Source organism: Paenibacillus sp. V4I9, from assembly GCF_030817295.1.
Lineage (GTDB): Bacteria > Bacillota > Bacilli > Paenibacillales > NBRC-103111 > Paenibacillus_E.
Genome location: NZ_JAUSZE010000001.1, coordinates 5,903,243 through 5,928,140 on the forward strand (window position 1 = coordinate 5,903,243; position 24,898 = coordinate 5,928,140).

A 24,898-nucleotide genomic window follows, 5' to 3' on the forward strand; every position below is an offset into this window, starting at 1 on the left:
CGTTCATGGTGATGATGGGACGTACAGCGGAAGCTTTATTCTGGATCGGCAGGTATACGGAAAGAACGGAGAATCACGCAAGACTAATCGACGTGTATTATCATATTCGCGAGGAGAAGGAGACTAGCAGTGATCAATCGTGGAGCCGATTAATTGATACGATTGGCGATCGTGCCGCGTTTACTGAGCAGTACGGGAGCTTCACCGAGCAGCATGTCCTCCAGTATATTACACTCGATAAAAATAATTCGAATTCTTTGCTCGCTTGCACCAACCATGCTCGCTCCAACCTTCGTAATATTCGTGAGAAAATGCCCGCAGAGCTGTGGGATATCATGAATGGCCTGTATCTGTGGCTAAAAGAAAAAGAAGTACGTGATATCACAAACGATTCACCTCATTTGTTCTATCGTTTCATTCGGGACACCTTGTCTATGTTTCAAGGGGCGTCCATATCCGTTATGCCGCGTCAAAATGAATGGCACTTCGTGGAAGCCGGAAGATATTTGGAGCGTGCTGAGAACTTGCTGCGCTTACTCCAATCGTTATGTCATGATTACGCTAGGGAAGAGTTCTCTTCTTACCCGCTTATGCTATCCGTATTGAAGTCGGTAAGCGGTTATGAGTCGTATCGCAGAGAACATGCAGACACAGTTAATCTAAGCAGCATTATTAAATTTCTGATGCTTCATGAAACGTTTCCACGCTCGGTTAGCTTCTCTTTCCAATCCCTGGAGCGTTCCTTACAGGGCATTCAAATGGAGGACCCCGATTTAAGCCTTGCTGTACACCGGCTCGCTAAGCTAGCGGGAAAAGTAAAGGCTAACCTTGCTTGCATGGACGAAGATGATATTTTATCCGGCAAATTGGAAATGACTTTAAGTGCACTGAGGGAATCCTGCAACGTGATGGGGTTAAGGATGTCAAAAGTCTTTTTTCCCTCCCGGGAAGAGGTCATCGCATGAAAAAGCTGGAGATTACGCATATCACACGCTATTCCTACACCGATACAGCGCAGGACAGTGTCAATGAAGTTCGTTTAACGCCTCTCACTGACAATCGTCAAGCCTGTTATCACCACGCCATCACCACGGAGCCTGCTTCAGCTTTCTTTACGTACTCGGATTTCTTTCATAATCGCGTACATGCTTTTACAGTCAATAAACTTCATCGCGAGCTAACTATTAAAATGGTGTCCACCGTCGTCACGAACGACAACGATAACATCCCATCAGGCGTCGTTTCTCCCTTAGAGGAGAAAGTGATGAGACTTAGCGATGACTTCCAGAATCAACACGCTGAGTACTTACTGCCTACCAGTTATACGGGTTTGACCCCTGAACTCAAAGCTTACTCAGATGCCATTTCAGATCAAGATAGAAGTTTATACGAATTACTGCGTACGATCTATACAACAATTCATCGCGACTTCACCTATGATTCTTCAGCCACTTCCGTACAGACTACCGTTGGAGAAATGCTTCAATTTAAGCGTGGTGTTTGCCAGGACTACTCTCATTTTATGATTGCCATTTGCCGAGATAAAGGGATTCCTGCTAGGTACGTTAGCGGTTATCACTTTGTTGGCGATCTACAAGGAGGCAGCACGGAATTCACCCAAGCCTCACACGCATGGGTTGAGTGCCTGATCCCGGGAACTGGTTGGTTCGGATACGACCCTACGAACAACTGTGAGGTCAATTGGCGCTATATTAAGCTCGGACACGGCCGCGACTACAATGATATCGTTCCCGTCAAAGGCGTCTATCGCGGTGCCGGTCAGCAAGATTTGGAAGTCATTGTTGATGTAAAGCTGATTGAGTAGTTCCTTCCACGTACGATTCAGCGTTGCTGCCACGCTTCACTCCCCCTCTTTTTAATCCCCTTTTGGCATGAACCATGTATTTAGTGTAGAATGGTGTCGAAGCTACACTAAACTGCTAAGAGGTGTTTGAATGGCTATAAGTTTCACTTTATCTATCATAAATCGATTAAAAAAAGAAATTACTGAAACTCAACAAAGAAGTATCGACGAACAGAAAAAAAAGGAAAAAGCACTTTCAAAAATAAATCAATTACAAAGGGATATAAAAATAAGTTCTTCACCCAGCGATTTAAGCAGCAAGATGTCTCGACTCAGTAAATTAAAAGATGAAATTAATAAAATCAACCTTTTGCAAGTAGAATTATCCAAACAGCTGGTTATTAAGAATGCTGCGCTTAAAGAACAAATCTCCAAAGATCAACAACAGGAGAACAACAACTAGATCCCTCTGTTAAAAAAAATAAATATAGAGGGCTTACACATGTTCATTGAAACACGTGTAAGCCCTCTATTTGTCATCCACTTCCATGCATTTATCAGAAAATTCCCCAAAATGTTTGAAGTAAATAAAAGGAATTCAAGTTTATATGTGGAATTGAATATACAACATACATGATCGAAGTCTAACCAAATAAATAGGAGGCTTTCAGATGAAATCGACGGGAATAGTGAGAAAAGTAGACGAGTTAGGCCGGATTGTTTTGCCGATTGAACTGCGACGAACACTTCATATCGATATCGGTGACGCGATCGAGGTTTATGTCGATCCGGAGCGCATTACACTTAAGAAGTATATGCCAGCCTGTGTATTCTGCGGTAATTTCGAGAATATGACCTATTTCAAAGGCAAGCTGGTCTGCAGCTCCTGCGTAGAAGAAATTGTTTAGATCATGATTCCGGTTAAAATAGGATACAAAAAAGGCGTATAACACTCATCCCGAGGGCTATATGCCTTATATTTTTATTTAGAGCTAAACCAAGAAAGTCCAATGGATATTAGAATGCCTGCTATCGCGATCCAAAATAAGTAGGAACGCAGCACACGCCCCAAGCTCTTATCTTGCCGATCCATAACGGCTTTCTTTCGAGAGCCGCTTTCTTGCGTCTCCCCATCTAACTCATCTGTCACTTGTGTGCGCCAATTCACGAATTGAAATCCAATTCCGCTAACAACAATGGAAATCATGAGTAAAATCAAAGAACCCATAAACAGTTTGTCCGATAAGGACTGCATCATGCATCTAACTCCTCTGTCTTCACCTATATAGTTCTTCTATTATACTTCAAAACAGACTTTGAATACACACAAAAGCCCCAATCGAGTGAGAGTCGATTGAGGCTTGTTTACTTTCGCAGCTTATAGAGTTTTATCGCCTGGTTTCCAGTTCGCTGGACAAAGTCCACCAGCCTGAAGCGCTTGAAGCACACGCAGCGTCTCATCTACAGAGCGCCCAACATTCATATCTGTCACCACTTGGTATCGCAGCACGCCTTCTGGATCGATGATGAACAATCCGCGATGCGCGGCGCCGCTTTCATCGTCTAACACGCCATATGCGCGTGCTGTTTCTTTGGAGAAATCACTGACCAACGGGAACTTCACAGGTCCGATGCCGCTTTGGTCGCGCGGCGTTTGAGTCCAAGCTCTATGTGTATACACACTGTCGACAGAAGCCCCAACAATTTCACAATCCAGTTCAAGGAACTGCTCATAATTGTCACTGAAAGCTGTAATTTCAGTTGGACACACGAACGTAAAGTCGAATGGCCAGAAGAAGAAAACAAGCCATTTTCCTCTATATTCTTCAAACGTTATTTTCTCTTCTAAGGTTTCCATATTCTTCGTCGAAAGCAATGAAAATGAAGGCGCAGGAAGCCCTATTTTAGCAAAAGAATGTGAGGGTTGTACGGTTAATTGTGTCATGGTTAGCTCTCCTCTATCTATTTATATTGTCTGATATTAGCTTGCGATTTCAGCCAAAGCTTTTTTGAGTTTGGTAACGTTGAGACCCAAAATTTTGTGCTCGCCAATAACCGTTACAGGCAAAGACATCAAGCCTAAATCGTGAAGCTCTTGTCCGAATTGATCATTCAGATCAATGTTTCTTTCTTCGTAGGATACATTTTGTTCCGTTAAATATTTTTTCAACTGTTGGCAATAAGGGCAATTTGTACTTGAATAAACAATGACATTAGACATCGGAATTCATCTCCTTGTGGGGTATAAGATTATTTGTATTGCGGGATCAGCTGAGCCCGTTTATTAATAAATTTATCGACCGCCATGGCAGCGATGGCTCCATCAGCAGCTGCAACTACCGCTTGCTTCACCGGTGTGCGTCTAACTTCTCCAGCTCCGAATACACCTGCAATAGGTGATTGCATCGAGCTATCCAGAACCATAAAACCATCCGCGTCCAGCGGAACCTGATCCTGAAGGAAATCTGTGCCAGGCTTACTGCCGGATAGGAAGACAAACACACCATCCACATGGAGTACTTCCTCTGCACCAGAACTCGTGCGTATTCGAAGTCCCTCTACATGCTTGTCTCCAAGCACTTCAAGCGGTTTGGCTTTGTAAAGAAAGTCTGTACCCGGCAACTCTGGAACGTGGTGAACACCCTGCAGTTCAGGACGTGGAACAATGAAGTATATTTTATCCGTAAATTTACTTAATGCTTGTGCTTCTTCCAAGGCTTCCTCTGAATCACCAATGACAGCGACCGTTTTGCCATCGAAAAAGGCTCCATCACACGTTGCACATGTACTAACGCCACGCCCTAACAAGCTTTCTTCCCCAGGCAGCATACGGTTGCGTCCTTTGGAACCCGTCGCGATTACGATCGACTTGCCTTCATAGATACCGTCAGCCGTAAATACATACTTCGTATCGCCTTCCACATCTACAGCTGTAATCGTTGTTTGGATGAACTCCGCCCCAAAACCTTTGGCTTGCTCCCGCATCGTATCGAGCAAATCTTTACCTGATAGCTCTCCAATTACACCCGGGTAATTCGCAATTTTGTGAGTGATGGCCAAAGCTCCTGTATTCGGTGCCTTGTCAATAACGAGTGTCTTCAGATTTCCTCTTGCTGTATAGATAGCAGCTGAGGCTCCCGCCGGTCCAGCTCCAATAATAATGACATCATACATCGCTGTGCACTCCTTTCAGCCCATATTGACTACTTGCCCAATGAGAATCCATATCAGATAATAATTATTATAAATAAATAATAACAAAAGTCAATCCTTTTTAATAATAATTATAAATAAGCAAAGAACCCTCATGTCATCAACATAAGGGCTCTCACTATTTCCTATTGGGCTGCGTAGACGTGTTCTAATTCTAGAGCTACCTCTTTAATATCATAGCCGGCTAGTCGAATCGCTCGGATTCGCTCATCAACCGGGACAGGAACGCTGCGAATCGCTTTCATTAACCATTGCACCCATACAGCAATATCTTGTTTCAAACACACGAATGCGAAAAAACCTGCTCTCAGATTCGCTTCTTCTGGTAAAACATCGGATACCACGCAAGGAACTCCTGCGGCTTGCGCTTCAATCAAAACCATGGGTAAACCATCTTTGAATGAAGGAAGGACCATGACATCAAATTCCTGAAGGAGCTCAGAAATATCGTCTCGCAGTCCTAATAGATGAACGCGGTTTTGGATCCCTTTTTGCTCGATCAGTGCTAGAATCTGAGGCCGCAATGCACCATCCCCCACCAAAATAAGCCTCGCATTCGGCACACGATACAGCAGCTCTTCAAAAATCTCAATAAGAAACCTATGATTCTTAACCGCGCTAAACCGTCCAATATGCCCAATAAGGGGCTCATCGGGTGGAATATGCAGCTGCTCACGGAGCGTACTGTGTTTTTGTAATTCACTTGTAAAGCGACCGACATCTATCCCATTACGCACCATTCTGCCGCGTTTATCTTGAGACCATTGATACCCGAATAGCACCTGACTTGCCGTGATTGAGCTGCTTACCCAATTCGTGGCAAACCGCCGTATCATGTTTCTCTTCAACCATCGAGATACCTTAGTAGTTGAGGAAGAGTATGTATAATCACTTATGCTGTGACAATGCGCAATACGAATATCAATGCCAAACAGCCTTGATGTTAACAAAGTTAAGGCACTAGCCTCATAGGTATGACTATGCAAAGCATGGAAGGGACCATGATGTTGAATCGTCGACTTTAACTCATATATGTAACCCATCCAGCCCGCTCTAGGCTTCTGCAGGATGAATATCCTTCCACCGAACGCTCTTATTTCTTCATCATAATCAGAAGGATTATGTGTGTGGACAACGAAATCGAATTGAATCTTTGATCGATCCATTTGCCGATACACATTCATAATGAAGCTTTGCGCTTCTCCACGATTCATATCACTAATATGATGTAATATCCGAACGGGTTGATTGCTCAACACACTTTCCCCCTTAGATTTGCACAAGTGAAGTCCTCATAAGCAAAAGCCAAGATGGTTTTTTCATCGTATCGATGAATACAATGACTTGGAATATAAATGATTTTAAAAAGGGGAGCGAGAGGATTAGTAAACGAGAGGGTAACAAATGTAAACGCTGTATATATAGAATTGTAGCATGAAAATTATACAATGCCTATATGATTATTAAGATTTGATAAAGATTTGTAGCACTAAGTGCCCATTTTTAGCAGAAAATAGCAAAATAAAGAGAAACTCTCTGGACAAGAAAGTTTCTCTGCTTTGTTTAAGTGCAAGCAAAACTATTTCTTTTTATATCCCTGGATAACCGGGTTGATAAGGCGGGTAGTAGGGGTAGGGATAAGGTGTCGGTGGGTATGGATATGGATATGGATAGTAAGGCTGATTCGCATATAAGTATGGGGCCACTACCCAGGGCAGCAAATTGGTCAGTCCGCCATATCCATAGTGCGGATGATAACCATGGCCGTGTCCACCGTAACCGTGGCCGCCATAACCATGGCCACCATGACCAGGTCCGCCATGTCCGGGCCCACCATGGCCAGGACCGCCTCCATGAGGCCCACCTACTGGTGGACGAAATTCTTGTTCTTCTGGTTTCGTCATCTTCTAGATCACTCACATTCTTGTATAGTTAATTGCCTACAATACTGTATGTGTGCAATTGCCTAGTTGGTGACCACTTCTCCAAAAAATGGGCGGTTACTTTCTTATGCTTTGTAACATTCTTATTACTTCCGATCATTCCAGATATCGCAGAGTCCGACGAAAAAAACAACAATTGTCGTGATCACAATAAACCGAATATCCCATGCGTTCGGAAAATCATTCACCTTAGTACCCGAAGCACGGAGAACAAGAACAAATAAGAGCAGTACTATATCAAAAAACATACAGTAGGCCATGCGAGCTGAAAGCTTATGAAGTGGTAGTTTGTCCAACATTTTACCGAATCCAAAGACGTCTGACCATCTTCCGGGCTCGCTGAATTTTTTCTGGGGGGAATTGTCCTCTTTTTGATCAGAGATCGGCTTTTGCTCGTTTTGCATCTTTCTTGCCAGCACCTTGCCTCGATTCATGGACATCCAGCCACATCAGAATGGCTCCGCCGAAGCTAAATCCCGCTATACATATTCCCCCCAAAGGAGATAGTAACCCCACCTCCCAAGTCATCACGAAAGCTAAAAAACTCACTACTAGTAAAAGAAGTGCACCTGTCTTTTTCATTGAGTTGCCTATCATAATCTCTTGCACCTCCCTTATCGTAAGATCTTATAGTATATGAGAGATTGCTAGATTCGGTGATAGACAGAAGAGGGTGTCTATTACAAATGAAAAAGGACCTGAGGGATCGTCACCGCCTCAAGTCCGTTTTACTACCAATATGAAGTTTTATCTGTTCAGCAAGCTCCCTACATAACGCAGCAGCTCATTGGCACATACAGGGCAATATCCGTGCTCATCAATCAATTGCTTTGTCACATCATTAATTTTCTTCAACTGCTTCTCATCCGGTGTCTTCGTGGAAGTCGTTATTTTCACGATATCTTTCAGATCGGCGAAGAGCTTCTTCTCAATCGCTTCACGCAGCCGCTCGTGACTGCTGTAATCAAATCTCCGACCTTTACGGGAATAGGATGAAATGCGGATAAGTATTTCTTCTCGGAATGCTTTCTTAGCATTTTCAGAAATGCCGATTTGCTCTTCAATCGAGCGCATCAGGCGCTCATCCGGATCCATTTCTTCACCGGTAAGCGGATCCTTGATTTTCCCCCAATTACAATAAGCCTCAATATTATCGAGATAGTTATCGAAAATGGTTCTGGCTGATTCTTCGAAGGAGTAAACGAACGCTTTCTGCACTTCTTTCTTGGCAATATCGTCATATTCCTTGCGCGCCACGGAAATGAAATTGAGGAACCGTTCACGCTCATCCTTCGTAATCGACGGATGCTGATCCAAACCATCTTTCAGGGCACGCAGGACATCTAGCGCGTTAATGCACTGAAGATCTTGCCTAATCAATGCACTTGAAATTCGGTTAATGACATAACGCGGATCGATGCCGCTCATACCTTCTTCTTGATATTCATTTTGCATTTCTTTGAGGTCCGCATCTTTGTAACCTTCCACAACTTCACCATCATACATGCGCATTTTCTTGACTAAATCCATCCCTTGCTTCTTCGTTTCCTTCAAGCGGGTAAGAATGGAGAAAATCGCAGCAACCCTGAGCGCGTGCGGAGCGATATGGATGTGAGACATATCACTCTGTCCGATGAGCTTGTAGTAAATTTTTTCTTCATCCGAAACCCGAAGGTTATACGGAATTGGCATAACAATCATACGCGATTGCAAAGCCTCATTTTTCTTATTCGCAATAAAAGATTTATACTCGGTTTCATTCGTATGTGCAATGATCAGCTCATCGGCACTAATGAGGGCGAACCGGCCTGCCTTAAAGTTACCCTCTTGTGTGAGAGATAGTAAGTTCCAGAGGAATTTCTCGTCGCATTTCAACATTTCCTGGAACTCCATGATACCCCGATTTGCCTTATTCAGCTCCCCATCGAACCGATAGGCACGCGGATCGGATTCGGAACCAAACTCCGTGATGGTAGAGAAGTCTATACTTCCCGTCAAATCGGCAATATCCTGTGATTTCGGATCTGATGGACTGAATGTACCGATACCTACACGCGCTTCTTCTGAAACGAACACACGCTCAACATGAACATCTTCAATACAGCCGTTGTACTCTGTCTTTAAACGCATTTGGCAAGAAGGACATAAACTGCCTTCAATCTTTACTCCCAGCTCTCGCTCGATCTCAGGACGCAGCTCCATAGGGATCAAATGAAGTGGTTCCTCGTGCATCGGACACCCTTTAATCGCATAGACAGCCCCTAAGTCAGTTCTAGCAAATTGCTCCAGCCCTCTTTTAAGCATGGTCACAATGGTTGATTTACCACCGCTTACAGGACCCATCAGCAGTAATATCCGCTTACGAACATCCAATCGACGGGCAGCGGAATGGAAATATTCTTCCACCAGCTTCTCAATGGCTCGATCCAGGCCGAAAATCTCTTTGTTGAAGAATTTGTAGGATTTGTGCCCGACTTGGTCATTGATTCCTTGCGAAGCAATCATATCATAGACCCTTGAATGCGCTGTTCTCGCGAGTCCAGGATTTTTGCGAAGCAATTCTATGTACTCCGCGAACGTACCGGTCCAGCTCAATGAATCCTTCTCCGTACGATGCTCCGAAATTCTTTTGAATATGTCCATGGGTACCTCCTTTCACTGCTGCCTTTCTTATCTAGGTCAGCTCGTGATGGTGAATTGTGTACTACAATCCTATGCACTCATGGAGGATAACTTGCCCGAAATTTTTTAACTGAAACGGATTTCTCGCTTTACTATTTTTGTTAACGTAATGGATTAGCAGTTGCGAATCCAATCATCCAATGAATGACAATAACTGGAATTAGATGCCCGTCCCTACAAGTCTCAATGATTATTTTCTATATAGCTCATAAGTTTTACCCGCTTCAACACGAAACTCTACAACCGATTGATCCTCACTTAGCGCGATGTCTTCTCCCCCGCAGCGGACCAGAACCGCATGACGTGTACGGACTCTGCATAAGCCATCCTTCGCTGCGCTTATGATCGCTTCCGAGAGTTTCCCATCGATCCACTTCAAGTCGACGACGTATCCGCCGCGCCCCCTAAGTCCTCTCACTTCTCCCTCTGACCACGCCGACGGCAACGCAGGAAGTAAGTTCAGCTCATCGGCATGGGATTGCAGCAGCATCTCAACAATACCAGCCGTAGCACCGAAATTCCCGTCAATTTGAAAAGGAGGATGCGCATCAAAGAGATTGGGATACGTTGATTTGCGCAGCATGTGACTCAAATGCGCATACGATTGTTCGCCATCTTCGAGTCTTGCAAACATATTGACGATCCACGCACTGCTCCAACCCGTATGCCCTCCTCCGTTTTCCAACCTGCGCTGCAGTGTGGCTGCAGCTGCCTTGGCTAATTCCGGTGTGCGATGCGGGTTGATTTGGGTTCCCGGATGCAATGCAAACAACTGTGAAATATGCCGATGACCTGGATCATCCTCCTCATAGTCGTTCAACCACTCCATGATTTGTCCGTGTTTGCCAATCTGTGGCTGAGGCAGCCGCTCCAGCAGCGCGGAGAGCCGCTCACGAAGCTCACTATCGACCTGCAGCAGGAGGCTGCTCCGTTTACATGCCGCGAACAACTCACGGATTATCTGCGTATCCATAGAAGGCCCCATGGTCAATGCCCCTCTGGTTCCATCCGCCAATACATACACGTTTTCTGGGGACACTGAGGGTCCCGTCACAAGCTGTCCATCTGGCGATTCCACCAAATAATCAACGAAAAATGCCACAGCATCCTTCAAGATCGGGTAGGCTCTATGCTGTAAAAAATCCATATCTTCAGTAAACACAAAATGCTCCCATACATGCAAGCTTAGCCATGCAGCACCCATCGGCCAAATCACACATGTCGGAAACAACCCTTCAGGCCGTGTCTCTCCCCATATGTTCGTGTTGTGATGAGCGACAAAGCCCGAGCAGCCATACAGCTCGCGCGCCGTTTGCCGACCGCTGACCTGCATCCGTTCGATATGGTCGAACAGCGGTTCATGGCATTCCGATAATCCGCAAACCTCAGCCGGCCAATAATTCATTTGTGTATTGATATTAATCGTATATTTAGACTCCCACGGAGGCGTAAAGCTGTCATTCCAAATACCTTGAAGATTCGCAGGCAGACATCCCGGTCGGGAGCTGGCGATCAACAAATAACGGCCGTAATGAAAGTAAAGCTCCGCCAAACCGCTATCCATACTCGAATGACCCTCTTGTAGAAACTTCAACCGCTCGTCCGTTGGCAAATCATTGAACGGATCGTTTACCGTCAAACGTAAACTCACCCGATTGTACAATTCCTGATAATCTTGAATATGGCGGCGTTCTATTTCGTCAGCGTTGAACCGATCGGCGCCATCAATTTGAAGCTTGCATGCTGCTAATGGATCAGCCTCTCGAAATGTGCTGGCTGCAGCAAGTACTAATGTCACAGAGCTAGCCCCTTCCACAGACAGGAAGTCGCCAATCACGGACACATGACCATCTTGGGATTTCGCTTTCAACACACAGGCATATTCAACACCATGCTTCCCGCATTCTCCGCCCATCCAAATACTATCCTCCGACAATGCGCCGGTTTCCCCCTCAAATGGTCTGCGATTCAGATTCGCAGAGAAATTAAGCTTGCCTGGCTGATCGCACTCCAATCGAATCATCATCACTTGATCAAGGCAGCTGGCAAACATCGTACGACGGTAGGTAACTCCGTTAATCCTATAGGTTGTACGAGCGATGGCTTGCTTCAAATCCAATTCTCGCCGATACGCTTCAACTTCGCCTTTCTGGTCATGAAAATAAAGCCTTAGGTCTCCCAAAGGCTGATACGGGTTGTAATATTTAGGTGTGGAAAAGAGCGCCATTCGCGTTAATCGCGTGGCCTCCGCAACGTTTCCGGCAAAAAGCAGCTCCCGAATTTCTTCTAAATATCGAGAACCATCGGGGTTGATTCCATCTTTGGGACCTCCGTACCAGATAGAATCTTCATTTAATTGAATCCTTTCCTCTTGGACATGACCGAAAATCATCCCACCTAGTCGACCGTTACCGATCGGAAGCGCTTCTACCCATATCTTAGCAGGCTGAAGGTACCACAGTTTCTCACGATTGTTCAAGTTTATGCCCCCTATACAGGATTTAGTTTTTCATAACGTTTAGGCGATGCTGGCATCACCATGATCACTTTAGTTCCCTGCTCAGCCACACTTTCAATCCTTAGTCCATAATTCTCCCCATAAACCATTTGAATTCGGCGATGGACGTTCAGCACGCCAATACCGCCTTTTTTACCCGCTTCATCTATTTCAGCATCTGCCAGTCTGTTTGTGCTCAACTTCTCTTGGAGCTGCGTAAGTTGTGTCTCCGACATCCCTGAACCATTATCCTCTACACTGATCCAGAAGATTCCGTCCTCTACCCCTCCGTCGATTCGGATGAAATGATAATCTTCCAATCCTTCCGGAAATGCATGCTGGAACACATTTTCGACCAGAGGCTGAAGGGTCAGCCGAACCATGACATGAAGCAAATATTCGGGCTTAATCGCAACATCAATCTCGAACTCCCGGCCAATTCTATGCCTCAGTACGACCAAATAATACAGAACGTGCTTCAACTCGTTCGCAACCGTAATTTCCTCCAGATTGGTTTGGACCGAGTATCGCAGCATATAAGCCAGCGCCTTAACGATTTCGGATATCTCCTCTGAATCCTGGATCGTGGCATAGCAGATAATCGTCTCCAGTGTGTTGTACATAAAATGAGGATTGATTTGCAGCTGAAGAGATTGAAACTCAGCCTTCTGCCGCTCCATCCGAATTTCTGAATTGCTTAATTCGACCTGAACCACACGATCAACCGCTTCAGATAGCCGATTGACCATCAGGTTATAACGTACCATGAGTTCGACAATTTCGTCCCTGTGAGAGGGGAGCGGAATGGTCGCCCAATTTCCTTTTTCTGTCTCTCGCATCCCTGATTTAAGTACTTGAATCGGCTTGGTAATCGACTTACCGAATCTATAAGCAAGTAAGATCGCTAATACCAGTGTAAATAACCCGACTACAAGCGTTGTCGAACGGATGTTAGCCACCGGTTTACGCAGTTCGTGAAGCGGCATGGAGACAACAAGCTGCCAACCCGAATAATCGGATTTGCGGCTTAGATACATGCGCTGATCCCCCTCACTGCTGTCGATGAAGGAAGAAGTCCCAGCCTCTTGCAGCTTCTCCACGAACGCTTTCGGAACATCTGAACCGACTTTTTTTCCATCTGGATGATAGATATAACGACCTTTTTCATCCATGATAAACAGGTACCCGTATTTACCTAAATCAATCCCTTTCCATAGAGCAGACAAATCAGCGGATCTCATCTCAATAGCAAGCAAGCCATTCAATTCAGGCGAGGTGAAGCCTCGAATTCGACGGACTAGCGTGAGCATTTGATTCTCTTGACCTTCAATAATGGTGTGGTTTAAAATACTTAATTTTCCGTCAGCCGTTGTATTGGCGAGAAAATATTCCCGCTGCTTCCGTTTATCCTCCGCATTGAAGGATTGCTCGTTCACACCATTATAGTAATAGACCGCATTCAGCTTATCGCTGAGCAAATAAACAGAAGCTAATTTAGGGTTGCGAATAAATAACGGATCAACACTCGTTTCGAGAATCATTTTCCGATAGGTAAAAAAGTCATATTCCTCCCGATTCGCCTTCAGATCAATAAACTCCATAACCTGCCTGTTCGTCAAAATAGAGACAATGGAGCGCTCATAGTCTTTCAAATACAGATCCGTATGATGAACCGCGTTTCCGACGATTTGATTCATTTGGTTCTCGACCATTTCGGCTAATTCATCGGAAGATGTCATATAAGAGAAAATACCGACACTGCTAAGAGATAGGATAATGACAATTAGAAAATAGACGAATAGCTTTTTCGTTAAACCTCTAATCTTCATTTGATACCGAGCCCTGCGCGATATTCAGATGGCGAAACGCCAACAATTTTTTTGAAGGTTTTCGTAAAATGGGGGTAATCGTCATACCCGACATCGGAGGCTACATCCACGATTCGGACATAAGGGATAGCCAGCATTTCCTTCGCCTTCGCCATCCTTTTTTTGATCCGGTACTGAACAAAGGTCTCATGCGTTACTTTTTTAAAAAGCGAGCTGAAATAGGTAGGTGTCAATCCGACCATCGCAGCGACTTGATCCAGCGAAATGTCCTCTGACAACCTGCTGTCGATAAAGCCTTTGGCCTCTTCCATTGGATCTTTGAAGCTGCCGCTTCGAACGTCTTGAAGTCCTTTCGCCATTTGAAACAAACCCTTCTCAAACGCTTCAAGGGCTTCCTTCACACTATCCGCCTGCAAGTGAGCTTGCACGGGGGAAGGGGAATAATTGCGGCCTTGAAAGCGCTTGACAAGAAGCGCATTACAATCATCCAATAGCTCCTTAAGCTGGGCCAACGATAAATTGGCAGATAGGCAATATTCACGCCAGCGGCTGATTAAGCTGCTTAGTTCCTCCATTTGCAAAGCCCAAATTTGCTGTTCCATTTGATCGATCCACTCGATATAACGGGAAGGCGGCATATAGCTGCGTGATGGCTTTTTGATCAATTGATCCAACATGCCATGCACATCCGATTTGGTAACCGGTTTCAGCATATAGTGTCGAACACCATAATTCATGCCTTTTTGGGCATATTCAAAGTCACTATAACCGGATATTACAACGGTCTTAATTTGAGGAAATTCCTCTTGAATGATTCTGCAGAGCTCCAATCCGTCCATTTTGGGCATGCGAACATCCGTCAACACAAGATCAGGTTCGCAGGCGCGAATCCGCTCTAAAGCAGCCACGCCGTTCTCAGCCGTCTGTATTTTCGAGAAAGCAGGTGCGTACATTTCCGCCATCTTTACCATTCCTCTGCGAATGACAGGTTCATCGTCTACAATCAGTACATGCATGTCCAGACCTCCCTTATGTTTCTCAGAATCGCTATCCAATTATGATAACTCACGGAAATTGGTTCTACAACGGAAGGAATCCCTTGTGTGCGAAACGCCACGTGACGGAACTGAAGGATGTCGGTTCCCCGTCAGTCCCTATGAGTTCCCCGGAGTAGACGCCAGCTGCATTTTGCGTGACTGCCGCCTTCCACCAGCCGAACTTACCTTGTTCATAATCGAACGATTCTCCGTCATCATCGTACAGATTTCCTTCACCCATTCCATCACCGAAATGAATGATTTCAAGCGGAACACGCGTACCTAGGGGTGGGACATGCGCTAGCGCAGGCATCATCGGAATGACGGACCCGTTTCTAACAAATACCGGAATACGCTCCAAGCCTGCTTGAACGCGAATGATGCATCCACCGGTATAGCGTTCCCCTGTCTCTAATCCATACCAGATTCCGGATGGTAGTAGGACCTCCCGCTCAGACTCTCCTTCAACCAGTGGAGCTACTAACAATGCATCGCCGAACATGTATTGGTCATCCCATTCTCTTACTTTTTTCTTGCCGTAAGCAGCATCTGTCGTATTCAAGGTTTGTTCAGCTGCTTCGGTATACATCGCCTCGGCTTCCGCGATTTCTGATGCTGACATAACGAAAGGCATTGCGCGGAAAGGAGGAATACCTTGCTCACGGTAGGTTGCGAAAGCCGTATACAAATAAGGCAGCAATCTCATCCGCAGCTTGATATAATGGCGGACAGTTCCTTCCACTTCCGGGAAAGACCAAGGCTTGGTTCCATCTCCCCATGCATTCAGCATCGCGAGTGGCGAGAAACATACCGTTTGCATTCGCCGTACCCAATCTTCGGCATTTCGGGCTCTGCGAACCTCCGGTGTCCAGAGCAGCCCGCTGAAGGAAGCGTTGCATAGACCGCGAATAAATTGCTTATGATCATAGAGATCCGAATATAAGACATAAGGCATCGTTGAGGCTGCGGCATTCGAAGCTCTAACAAGTCCGTACGTTCTCCGATTTTTGCTGCGAAACAATTCAGCCGTCATTTTTTGGAACATCAACCCGTACATTTGTCTCATCTGCTCGCCGTCCAGACCGGATGGAAACTGCGCATGTCCTGGAAACATCCAGGAATTGTTGGTCAAGTCACTGCCATCACATTCATCCAGCTTGTAACCGGATACTCCGATATTGACATGCTGCTCTTCATGCTGCTTCTTATAAAGCTCCACAGCTGCTGGCAGCGAATAGTCCGGCGCAAGCCCGCCCCATACCGAATGACTCCCCGAAAGCGGCTTCAGTTCCTCGTACAGCTCACTCTTTGGTGAAACGAAGGGATGCTCCCATAGGTTCACCCGAAAGCCGCTTTGATCCAAAGCCTTCACGAATTTATCGGGCTCAGGGAATCGGCTTTTCTCCCATTCGTAACTGACTGGGTAGCTTTGGCTGTGCCAACCAGGTTCGAGCCCGATCACATCACAGGGAATATCGTGCAGGCGGAACTGCTCCGCTTCTTCAAGCACTTGCTGATCTGTATACAGCGTCGGAACACGGTGCCAGAAGCCAAGTCCCCACTTCGGGGGCAGTGTGCCGCCACCGCAGAATAAATTATATCTAGCCACCACATCCGAAAGGGTTGGTCCGCCAATTAAATACACGTCTGCACCTTCGACGGGAATCCGAATCTCCACCCGCGATGCGATTAGGGTTGCCTTCCATCCCTTATCGGTGTTGCGATCACGAATATCCTCGCTTTGCGTTTCCTCCTGCATCATGGTTGACCCGCAGTACAGAGTAACGATCCGTGAAGTATCCACCCATACGCCATACCCGAGATCACTTACGTAAAAAGGCACAGGAGCATGCGTCTCACCCGTATCCTGCTTGGGATCGCTATTCACACGTAAATAACGGTTTCTTCCCCGTTGATTCATTCTTAATAACTGAAGGCCTGTCCCGTATAGCTTTTCAGTTCGATCAAGCGGAATAGACAGAATGAGACAGCCACTTGCTTCCTCAAGTTGAATACTTTCCCAGGCAAAAGGCGGCTGTACCTGTGGCATTTGCTGCAGAGCCTCGGCTTTCGGCGAAACGCCCATCAATGAGAGCGGTGTAATTCCTTGCGGTTCTCCGATCGTAAGGCGCCATACACCAGGCGCCGATTGTTGCCAATTCGTTATTTCCATGCTAGTTTCCCCATTCATCTATAGAGTTGGAACCTCAATGGCCTTCGTCTGACCGGATTCACTTGCCAGCTTCGTGTAATGAACAAGCGCTTGGGTTTTCAAATAGTCCCTGCCGCTCGTTTCCGCTTCGCGCCCCTCCTGAAGTGACGCCAAAAATTCAGCCAGTGTATCCGTTTCATCCACTCCGCTAATATCATCGACAAGCAAAACTTCTCCGTCCCGAATTAGGCGGATTTCCTTATCGATTACTTCCATAGCCCCTTTCGTTCCTTCAATTCTCCAATTGCCGCTCCACGGTGTCTCTGTCCCTCTTGCAGCGATGGATGCGTTGTAGGCAGCTGTGATACCATTGTCCATTTCAAGGAAGGCATAAGCATTGATAACAGCCCCTTCCTCTTCCCAAGCGCCAATTGGATTGTACAGCTTGGCCTGGACCGATTTCCCTTCTCTTCCAGTTAAATAACGGAGCATATCCAAGTGATGCACACCAATGTCATCCAGGATACTAACGGTATATCTCCGCTGCACATGGTGGTACCTGTAGAACTGTATATCCAGCGAGGAAAGAGTACCGATTGCACCCTCGTCCAATAGCTGTTTCATTTTACGAATATAAGGCATCCTGCGGTAATTTTCTGCGATCATAAAAGGGATGTGTTCTCGAGCAGCTCGAGCCACGACCTCAATGGATTCCTCATAATCAAAGGAAATCGGTTTTTCACACAAAACAGCCAGCTTACGGTCAAATGCCGCATGGTTCACAGCCGTGTGCATCATCGGCGAAGTCACATTAACAAGAAAATCCGCCTGCTCGTTTTGCAAAGCTTCTTCTAATGACGTGTAGAAAGGGAACGGATCATCCTTCATCTTCTCTTTCATAGCCATATCAACCTCAACAACGGCTGCTAATAATCCTTTATCTCTTAAACGTTTATACCAACTGAACCCAGCAGAACCCAAACCAACCAGTATAGCTTTCATATTTAAACTACCTCCCTAAGGCCTCAATGGAATAACCATATTCCAAGTATTCGCTGCGTTGCGAAATCCCCCAGGTCCATCGGCAACTGCTGCGAACAGGTGCGTCGGTTTTCCGTCATGAAATAACAGAAAAGGCCGTTCCAGATTGCCCATCGTCTGCTCCGTTCCATCATCCCACAGAACCGTACGTGAATAAGCCTTTGGCGTCTCAGACAATTGCCATTTCAGCCCGTCCGGAGAAACAGCGTGAATGCCTCCATGCCTTTCCCCACAAAGAGTTCCTTCCATATCCTTGGCCAAGAGCTCATACCCTTCCGTCGTCTTCCAAATGAAAGGATCCTCGATATGAAATTGATCCGGCGGAAAAATAGGCTCCTCTGTTAATACGCGATAAGGTCCTTGATAGCTATCTGCTGCGGCTGCCCCGATCGTCATTTTCCCATGAAGATTACCTTCATATTGACGAGCTTTGTAGACAAGCAGCACGGAACCGTCTTCCTGTAAGCAAGGTGCCGGATTGGAGGTCAAATAGCTATCGAACCGGTTTGGGCGCACAGGGAGTATCGGGTTATCGCTTCTTTCCCAAGGCCCGAAAACACTGCTCGACACAGCGAGACCCACTCGTTTATTCGAACGTGCTACGATGCAACGGGGGTCTTCCAACCCAAATCCATCACCGGGGACCACATCTGGCAGCGGGTGCGTAGAACCCATATAGTAAAGAAGATATTTATCTCCGAATTTGGTGATATGTGGATTATGCGTGCTGCGCCCGTCCCAATACTGGGCTCCTCTAGCCGGCAGAACGACCTCTTGAAAGGCATAAGGCCCCTCCGGGGTATCCGAAACCGCCCGCACAATTTCTGAAGCAACCAACCAACCAGGATGTATGGGCAGCGATTTGGGCCAACGAGAAGCAAACATATGATAGCGTTCATCCTCTCCCCGAATAACCGAACCGCACCATACCCAATAACCTTCCATCCGAAATCCGCCTTCGCGAGGCGCGGGCAGCATACGTTCTGCGATACTTTCCATTCAGACACTCACCTCTCCATTGATTTGTTGCCTTCATTATAGAAATTAATTCGCTCCAGCAGTAAGGATAAAATTAAGATAAGTATGTATTTTTTTACGATTTATCATAGGGAAAGACATCCCACCGCAGGATACTCTGCGTGAAGGATGTCCCTTTCAAATGGTAGCTTATTTCGTATCGATCATAATCGCGCCTTGTTTCTTGTTCCAGCGCTCAGTCGCTTCTTTAATAATTTCGTTGCCGCCTTTGGCTTTATACTCTTCGATCACCTTCGGCCAATCGGTGATTGGTTCTTTGCCGTAAATCATTTTGATCATGTGATCGATAATGATTTTCGGACCTACGTCAGGCTGGGGAGCTGCAAGATCCGGAAACTTAGCGAAGCTGCTCAAATCAGGATAAAATCCGATGCCGGCCAACCCTTCCTTCGATAGAACCTCATCGAATGCTTTCAAGGTCGCTTTTCCATCTTCGTTCAGCAGCAGTCTTGGTTTATTGTAAGTGGAGTCATGTACCGCCCACATCGTTCCGCTGCGGAACCCTTCTTCATCTGTTTCTTCCTTCGTCGTCGGGAATTTATAAGTAATTTTGCCGCTGCTGTCCTTGTTGTAAGTATCGCCTTCAATTCCGAAGGTAAAGAAAGTTTCAGCTTCCGGAGTAACCATCCAATCAAACATTTTAATAATTCCCGCAGCTGTTTCTTGCTTCACATTTTTATTAACGAAGAAGGAACGAATGACAGGTGCATAATAGAAATATCCGCCTTTTCCTTCCGGCCCTTTAGGTGAGGGAATAATATCAATTTTTGCCCCTGGAACAGCTTGTTGGGCCTTCGTACGGTAGCCTGGTAATCCAGAAGCATTTTGCGACCAGATTCCCGCTTTGCCCGACTCAATGCTTTTCGTAAAATCGGTAGAAGTGATGGTTGCGAATTCCTTTGGAATCAAACCTTCGTCATACATCATTTTATATGTGGTGAGTGCCTTCTGAACATTTTCTACATCGAAAAATTTCGGGATAACTTGACCATTTACCAGCTCAAATTGATCCTTATAAGGCAAAACATCGAAAGCTCCTAAGATAACATCCGCATACTTGAAGTTTTCCCTCATTTGATATGGATTCTCTACACCCATCTTCTTAAATGCCCGCAGCACATTCAAAAATTCATCTACGGTTTTAGGTGCTTGAAGCCCGGCCTTCTCCAGCAAATCCGTACGGATGTACGTGGAACGACGGGATGGATTGCTCAAAAATTCAGGAACACCATAAATCTTCCCTTCATACGAAACACTATCCCAAGCTGCTTTGGGTACCACTTTTAACAAATTCGGTCCATTCTGCTTCAAAAGCTCGTCCAACGGCATGAAAACACCGTTCTCTACAGAACCGGACATCGACTTACTGCCAGGACCGCCGATACTGCCAACAACGTCGGGAATATCGTTACTTGCGAACATAACGCCGAATTTGGCATCCTCCACAACCTTGACGTCCAAATCCGTATTCGTTAACTCCTCAAGCTTCAATATCCATTTATCCTTGTTCAAATCAGGTACTCGGGTATGGTAACCCGTACTGACTGTCGTTGGATAAAGCATCGAGAACTTAACTGGTGCTTTCTTCACGTTACCCGATGGCTGTGGTGAAGCATTTCCGGCTACCTTACCATCAGTAGAACATGCGGTTAAAGCAGAAGCTGTCAGCATGACAGCCAGGGTAAGACTGATTGTTTTTTTCATATAACACCCCTTCTTTCCATTTCAAAGTGCAAGCGGTTTCACGACTCTGTATGTATCATAACGAAAAGTTGTCATTTCCTGTATGTATAAATTTAAGACGCTATGTCATTTTATACGATTAAACACAGCCGTTTCTGAACACCTGAACGTTAGCATGAACGAAGTCAGAACACAACGGTATCTATGTTCCGCTAAGTATATGGTGACACTGTGGAGTAATTTCTGACATATAAGCTGCTAATCTGAGGATCGAGAGGAACAAGGAGCCGCTATTTCGGTGATCATGCTGATGCGAGGCCGGTACGCGGAACGTGGGGGCGCTATTTTGGCGTTTCACCGGTTTTTACACCTCTTGGCTCATCAGCAAAACTCCACCAAAAAAACAAAAAACTGCCCGCTCATGGGGCAGTTTTTATCGACTTACCTTTACTGTTTCTTACCCAAAAAAAGCACACCTTTTTTATTATTGTAACGATCCGTCGCTTCTTTAATGATCTCGTTTCCGCCTTTGGTTTTATACTCTTCAATGACCTTCGGCCAGTCGGAAATCAGTTCCTTGCCGTAAATCATTTTAATCATATGATCCATAATAATCTTCGGCGCAGCATCCGAGCCTGGTGAAGCAGCATCAGGGTACTTGGCATCGGCCTCCAGATTAGGCGAAAAGCCAATACCTGATAACCCTTCCTTCGCTAAAATATTGTCAAATGCATTCAAAATGTAAGGTCCATTAGGATCCGTTTGCATTTTCAGACGGTTAACCGTACTTTCATGGGAGGAGTGCAGCGTACCGCGATGGTCCTGTTCCTCTTGTTCTTCTTTGTTGGTCGGTTCCTTATACTTCACTTTACCGTCAACAACCGTATACGTATCGCCTTCGATACCGAAAGTAAAGAACTTGAATGCTTCCTCTGACGTCATCCAGTCGAAATATTTAACGATGTCTGCAGCCGTATCAGGCTTCACGTTTTTGTTGATGTAATGAGCACCAATCACTGGCTGGTACATTAGATAACCGCCTTTGCCATCCGGTCCCTTCGGCGAAGTGATAACATCAATCTTGGCATCTTTCACCGCGTTCGGAATGTTCGTCCGGAAATCATTCAAGCTGACTAAGTTAGAGGACCAGATACCAACATCACCGGAGCGGATATTTTTCAACCAATCGGTCGAAGTTGTCGTCGCGAACTCTTTGGCCATCAAGCCTTCATCAAACATGGTCTTGATCACGTTAAGCGCTTTTGTCATATTTTCCACATCAAAAAACTTAGGAACAACTTGACCGTTTACAACTTCGAATTGTTCTTTATAAGGCAGCACATCGAATGCTCCAAGAACAGTGTCGGCATATTTCAAGTTCTCACGAGCACCATACGGATATTTAACACCTATTGCCTTAAACTTTCGGAGTACGTTCAGGAATTCATCGATTGTTTTAGGTGGCTGTAAACCTGCCTTTTCAAGCAGATCGGTACGAATAAACGTTGCACGTCTGGAAGGATTCTCTAACCAGTTGGGGATACCATAAATCTTCCCATTATAGGATACGGCGTCCCACGCTTCCTTTGGTACTGTTTTCATTAAATTAGGGGCATTCTGTTTCAGCAAGTCATCCAGTGGCAAGAACATCCCTGCTTCTACAGAACCAGACATCGCTTTATCTGTCGCTGTGCCCAAGCTCCCAACCACATCAGGAATGTCACTGCTCGCGAACAAGATGCCCATCTTGTTTACTTCCGTTACTCTAAGCGTAAGATCGGTATTCGTCAGCTCCTCCAATTTCTTCACCCATTTGTCATTGTTAATGTCAACACGAGTGTGGTAGCCAGTGTTAGTCGTGGTTGGATATGAAATAGAAAACTTGGTCGCTGCCTTTTTTGCCGCTGTTGTGGCTGTGGGCGTTGCTTGTTGCTGATCGGTCTTTCCCGTTGAACAGCCCGCTAAAGTACCGACAGACAATACAGCGACGAGCGCGACACATGTAGCTTTTTTCAAAAGAACCCCTTCTTTCCTATTGAAAATATCAGGATTTCACTGAACCCACCATCATCCCTTGGATAAAGTGCTTTTGCAGGAACGGATATACACATAGGATGGGGATCGTAGCCACGACAATGACCGCCATCTTAATCCCTTCCGGTGATAGTAATAGCATTAATTCCGAAGAAACGTCCGATTGCCCCATTTGATCTGTAAATACAATTTCTCTTAGCCGCACTTGCAGCGGAATCCAATTGCGATGATCGATATAAAACACGGCCTCGGCATAACGGTTCCAATGACCCACTGCATACATGATGCCCATCGTAGCCATAGCGGGTTTAGAAAGAGGCAGTACAATATTCCACAATATCCGAAACTCTCCGCATCCGTCAATTCTTGCCGAATCCAGCAGCTCCGTCGGCAGGTTCTGGAAGAATGAACGCATCACGAATAAATTAAAAGCACTTATCGCCATAGGAAGCATTAAAGCCCAAAGTGTATTAAGAAGCCCTAACTGTTTCACCAACAAATAGTTCGGAATTAACGGTGCGCTGAAAATAAGGGTAAACAGCACCATCACCAGAATGGATTTACGGAACAAATATTCAGGTCTAGATAACGGATAAGCAAGCGTTGTTGTCATAAACAGGTTGATCAAGGTTCCAAAAACCGTAATAATGACACTATTTCGAAACCCAAGCCATATGGTCGGGTCCTGTAAAATAAGTTTATAACTCCCCAGTGTAAAGCCAACTGGCCACAACGATACTTTACCCGCATTAATAGCAGTGTTATTACTTAATGACTGTGCAATAATGTGAATAAGGGGAAGCACCATGCTCAATCCGATGATACCTAACAAAATGATATTGAATAAATTAAAAATTTTATGACCTCTTGTCATAATCATAGCGATTCACCTCCGGTCTCCTTCCGTATCAGTACAAACCTTCCCCGGTCATCTTTTTACTAAATGTATTACTGATCATGATCAACATAAGACCCACAACCGACTTGAACAGCCCAATGGCGGTCGTGTAGCTATATTGCCGATCAACAAGACCTGCCCGGTACACAAACGTATCGATAATCTCCCCATTCTCATTGTTAAGCGGGTTAAGAAATACAAAGACGCGTTCGAAACCGAAATCGAGAAAGTTGCCAATTTGAAGCAGGAATAGAATAACAATCGTTGGTAGAATACTCGGAATCGTGATGGAAAACACTTGACGAATCCGGCTGGCTCCATCAATTTGTGCAGCTTCATACAGATCGGGATTGATGCCAGCAATTGCGGCCAAATAGATGATGGTGCCCCAACCGCTATCCTTCCACACCCCAGAACTGATTAGAATGGTCCGAATATAGGTATTTTCCCCTAAGAAATAAATGGGCTCGACGCCAAATAAGGACAGCAAATGATTAACGATTCCGGTGGATGGCGATAATACCCCTACAACAACTCCGCCTACGATGACCCATGACAGGAAATGCGGCATATAGACCACGGTCTGAACAATCCGCTTATACATCATCATTCTCACTTCATTGATGAGAAGAGCCAATAGGATCGGAATCGGAAAAGCGAAGAACATATCGTAAATACCGATTAATATCGTATTTTTCAATATCTGAAGGAAATCTGTATACTCGAACATTCGTTGGAAGTTTTCTAAACCTACCCATTTGCTTCCTTTAATTCCTTTGAAAATGTTGTAGTTTTGAAACGCGATGACGGAACCGAATAACGGGATATATTTAAAAAGTAAGAAATAAATAATTCCCGGTAATGAGATCACATAAATTGGCCAATGCTTTCGCACAAAAGCCCATTTCTGACTCTGCGATGAGAAATCGTAAACCGTTCGATCGGATGGCTGTATTTTACTGGCCATAGTTTCCTCCCCTTCTTGTATGCTGCTTCAATTTGTCTTCTTCATCTTACTTGGGTTGTCCGGAGGTAGCGATGGTGAAA

23 protein-coding genes are annotated in these 24,898 nt (G+C 45.4%); 4 read left to right on the forward strand and 19 right to left on the reverse strand.

The window, feature by feature from the left end; genetic code table 11:
- The first annotated feature begins 5 nt into the window (after nucleotides 1-5).
- From QFZ81_RS27290 to QFZ81_RS27305, 4 genes are all read left to right on the forward strand, one after another.
- Nucleotides 6-965: an alpha-E domain-containing protein gene (locus QFZ81_RS27290; RefSeq protein ID WP_307605434.1), complete on the forward strand. Its 960-nt coding sequence runs from the start codon at nucleotides 6-8 to the stop codon at nucleotides 963-965.
- A complete protein-coding gene (locus QFZ81_RS27295; RefSeq protein WP_307439557.1) occupies nucleotides 962-1,825 on the forward strand; it encodes a transglutaminase family protein in 864 nt (287 codons plus the stop codon). The genes QFZ81_RS27290 and QFZ81_RS27295 overlap by 4 nt, the downstream gene beginning before the upstream one ends.
- A 130-nt stretch (nucleotides 1,826-1,955) precedes the next feature.
- Nucleotides 1,956-2,267 (forward strand): hypothetical protein, encoded by a 312-nt coding sequence (locus tag QFZ81_RS27300; protein WP_307439555.1) that lies wholly within the window; start codon nucleotides 1,956-1,958, stop codon nucleotides 2,265-2,267.
- 208 nt (nucleotides 2,268-2,475) lie between these two features.
- Complete coding sequence (locus tag QFZ81_RS27305; protein ID WP_047677188.1) at nucleotides 2,476-2,712, forward strand: AbrB/MazE/SpoVT family DNA-binding domain-containing protein; 237 nt, start codon at nucleotides 2,476-2,478, stop codon at nucleotides 2,710-2,712.
- Between the two features lie 74 nt (nucleotides 2,713-2,786).
- Here the strand turns inward: QFZ81_RS27305 and QFZ81_RS27310 are convergent, their stop codons facing one another.
- The 19 genes from QFZ81_RS27310 to QFZ81_RS27400 all read right to left on the reverse strand — a co-directional run bounded on the left by QFZ81_RS27310 (nucleotide 2,787) and on the right by QFZ81_RS27400 (nucleotide 24,818).
- Nucleotides 2,787-3,062, reverse strand: coding sequence for a hypothetical protein (locus QFZ81_RS27310; protein WP_307439553.1), 276 nt, complete (start codon nucleotides 3,060-3,062; stop codon nucleotides 2,787-2,789).
- Between the two features lie 120 nt (nucleotides 3,063-3,182).
- Nucleotides 3,183-3,749 (reverse strand): peroxiredoxin, encoded by a 567-nt coding sequence (locus tag QFZ81_RS27315; protein ID WP_307605435.1) that lies wholly within the window; start codon nucleotides 3,747-3,749, stop codon nucleotides 3,183-3,185.
- Nucleotides 3,750-3,785: 36 nt separating this feature from the next.
- A complete protein-coding gene (locus tag QFZ81_RS27320; RefSeq protein ID WP_029196850.1) occupies nucleotides 3,786-4,025 on the reverse strand; it encodes a glutaredoxin family protein in 240 nt (79 codons plus the stop codon).
- A 29-nt stretch (nucleotides 4,026-4,054) separates the two neighbouring features.
- On the reverse strand, nucleotides 4,055-4,978 hold the full coding sequence (locus tag QFZ81_RS27325; RefSeq protein WP_307439548.1) for an NAD(P)/FAD-dependent oxidoreductase: 924 nt from the start codon (nucleotides 4,976-4,978) through the stop codon (nucleotides 4,055-4,057).
- Nucleotides 4,979-5,142: 164 nt separating this feature from the next.
- Nucleotides 5,143-6,273 (reverse strand): glycosyltransferase, encoded by a 1,131-nt coding sequence (locus tag QFZ81_RS27330; protein ID WP_307439546.1) that lies wholly within the window; start codon nucleotides 6,271-6,273, stop codon nucleotides 5,143-5,145.
- A gap of 333 nt (nucleotides 6,274-6,606) precedes the next feature.
- Nucleotides 6,607-6,921 carry a hypothetical protein gene (locus tag QFZ81_RS27335; RefSeq protein ID WP_307439544.1) on the reverse strand — a complete coding sequence of 105 codons (315 nt, stop codon included), beginning with the start codon at nucleotides 6,919-6,921 and terminating at the stop codon, nucleotides 6,607-6,609.
- A 125-nt stretch (nucleotides 6,922-7,046) separates the two neighbouring features.
- Complete coding sequence (locus tag QFZ81_RS27340) at nucleotides 7,047-7,364, reverse strand: hypothetical protein (RefSeq protein ID WP_307439543.1); 318 nt, start codon at nucleotides 7,362-7,364, stop codon at nucleotides 7,047-7,049.
- Complete coding sequence (locus QFZ81_RS27345) at nucleotides 7,336-7,557, reverse strand: hypothetical protein (RefSeq protein WP_307439542.1); 222 nt, start codon at nucleotides 7,555-7,557, stop codon at nucleotides 7,336-7,338. The genes QFZ81_RS27340 and QFZ81_RS27345 overlap by 29 nt, the downstream gene beginning before the upstream one ends.
- 150 nt (nucleotides 7,558-7,707) lie before the next feature.
- The gene (locus QFZ81_RS27350) at nucleotides 7,708-9,603 is read right to left on the reverse strand and encodes a PrkA family serine protein kinase (RefSeq protein ID WP_307439539.1); all 1,896 of its coding nucleotides are present in this window, start codon (nucleotides 9,601-9,603) and stop codon (nucleotides 7,708-7,710) included.
- A 229-nt stretch (nucleotides 9,604-9,832) separates the two neighbouring features.
- Nucleotides 9,833-12,121, reverse strand: a complete 2,289-nt coding sequence (locus tag QFZ81_RS27355; RefSeq protein WP_307605436.1) for a glycoside hydrolase family 95 protein — start codon at nucleotides 12,119-12,121, stop codon at nucleotides 9,833-9,835.
- Nucleotides 12,122-12,132: 11 nt separating this feature from the next.
- Nucleotides 12,133-13,968: a cache domain-containing sensor histidine kinase gene (locus tag QFZ81_RS27360; protein ID WP_307605437.1), complete on the reverse strand. Its 1,836-nt coding sequence runs from the start codon at nucleotides 13,966-13,968 to the stop codon at nucleotides 12,133-12,135.
- The gene (locus QFZ81_RS27365; protein ID WP_307605438.1) at nucleotides 13,965-14,984 is read right to left on the reverse strand and encodes a response regulator transcription factor; all 1,020 of its coding nucleotides are present in this window, start codon (nucleotides 14,982-14,984) and stop codon (nucleotides 13,965-13,967) included. Before QFZ81_RS27365 ends, QFZ81_RS27360 begins: the two co-directional genes overlap by 4 nt.
- Nucleotides 14,985-15,048: 64 nt before the next feature.
- On the reverse strand, nucleotides 15,049-17,178 hold the full coding sequence (locus QFZ81_RS27370; RefSeq protein ID WP_307605439.1) for a TIM-barrel domain-containing protein: 2,130 nt from the start codon (nucleotides 17,176-17,178) through the stop codon (nucleotides 15,049-15,051).
- Nucleotides 17,179-17,196: 18 nt separating this feature from the next.
- Nucleotides 17,197-18,159: a Gfo/Idh/MocA family protein gene (locus tag QFZ81_RS27375; protein ID WP_307439530.1), complete on the reverse strand. Its 963-nt coding sequence runs from the start codon at nucleotides 18,157-18,159 to the stop codon at nucleotides 17,197-17,199.
- A 15-nt stretch (nucleotides 18,160-18,174) separates the two neighbouring features.
- Nucleotides 18,175-19,197, reverse strand: a complete 1,023-nt coding sequence (locus QFZ81_RS27380; protein ID WP_307605440.1) for a glycoside hydrolase family protein — start codon at nucleotides 19,195-19,197, stop codon at nucleotides 18,175-18,177.
- Nucleotides 19,198-19,365: 168 nt separating this feature from the next.
- Nucleotides 19,366-20,940: a type 2 periplasmic-binding domain-containing protein gene (locus QFZ81_RS27385; protein ID WP_307439524.1), complete on the reverse strand. Its 1,575-nt coding sequence runs from the start codon at nucleotides 20,938-20,940 to the stop codon at nucleotides 19,366-19,368.
- A 426-nt stretch (nucleotides 20,941-21,366) separates the two neighbouring features.
- The gene (locus QFZ81_RS27390) at nucleotides 21,367-22,935 is read right to left on the reverse strand and encodes an extracellular solute-binding protein (protein WP_307605441.1); all 1,569 of its coding nucleotides are present in this window, start codon (nucleotides 22,933-22,935) and stop codon (nucleotides 21,367-21,369) included.
- 28 nt (nucleotides 22,936-22,963) lie between these two features.
- Entirely contained in the window at nucleotides 22,964-23,833 is an 870-nt protein-coding gene (locus QFZ81_RS27395) for a carbohydrate ABC transporter permease (protein WP_307439521.1), read from the reverse strand.
- 28 nt (nucleotides 23,834-23,861) lie between these two features.
- The gene (locus tag QFZ81_RS27400; protein ID WP_307439519.1) at nucleotides 23,862-24,818 is read right to left on the reverse strand and encodes an ABC transporter permease; all 957 of its coding nucleotides are present in this window, start codon (nucleotides 24,816-24,818) and stop codon (nucleotides 23,862-23,864) included.
- Nucleotides 24,819-24,898 lie beyond the last annotated feature (80 nt).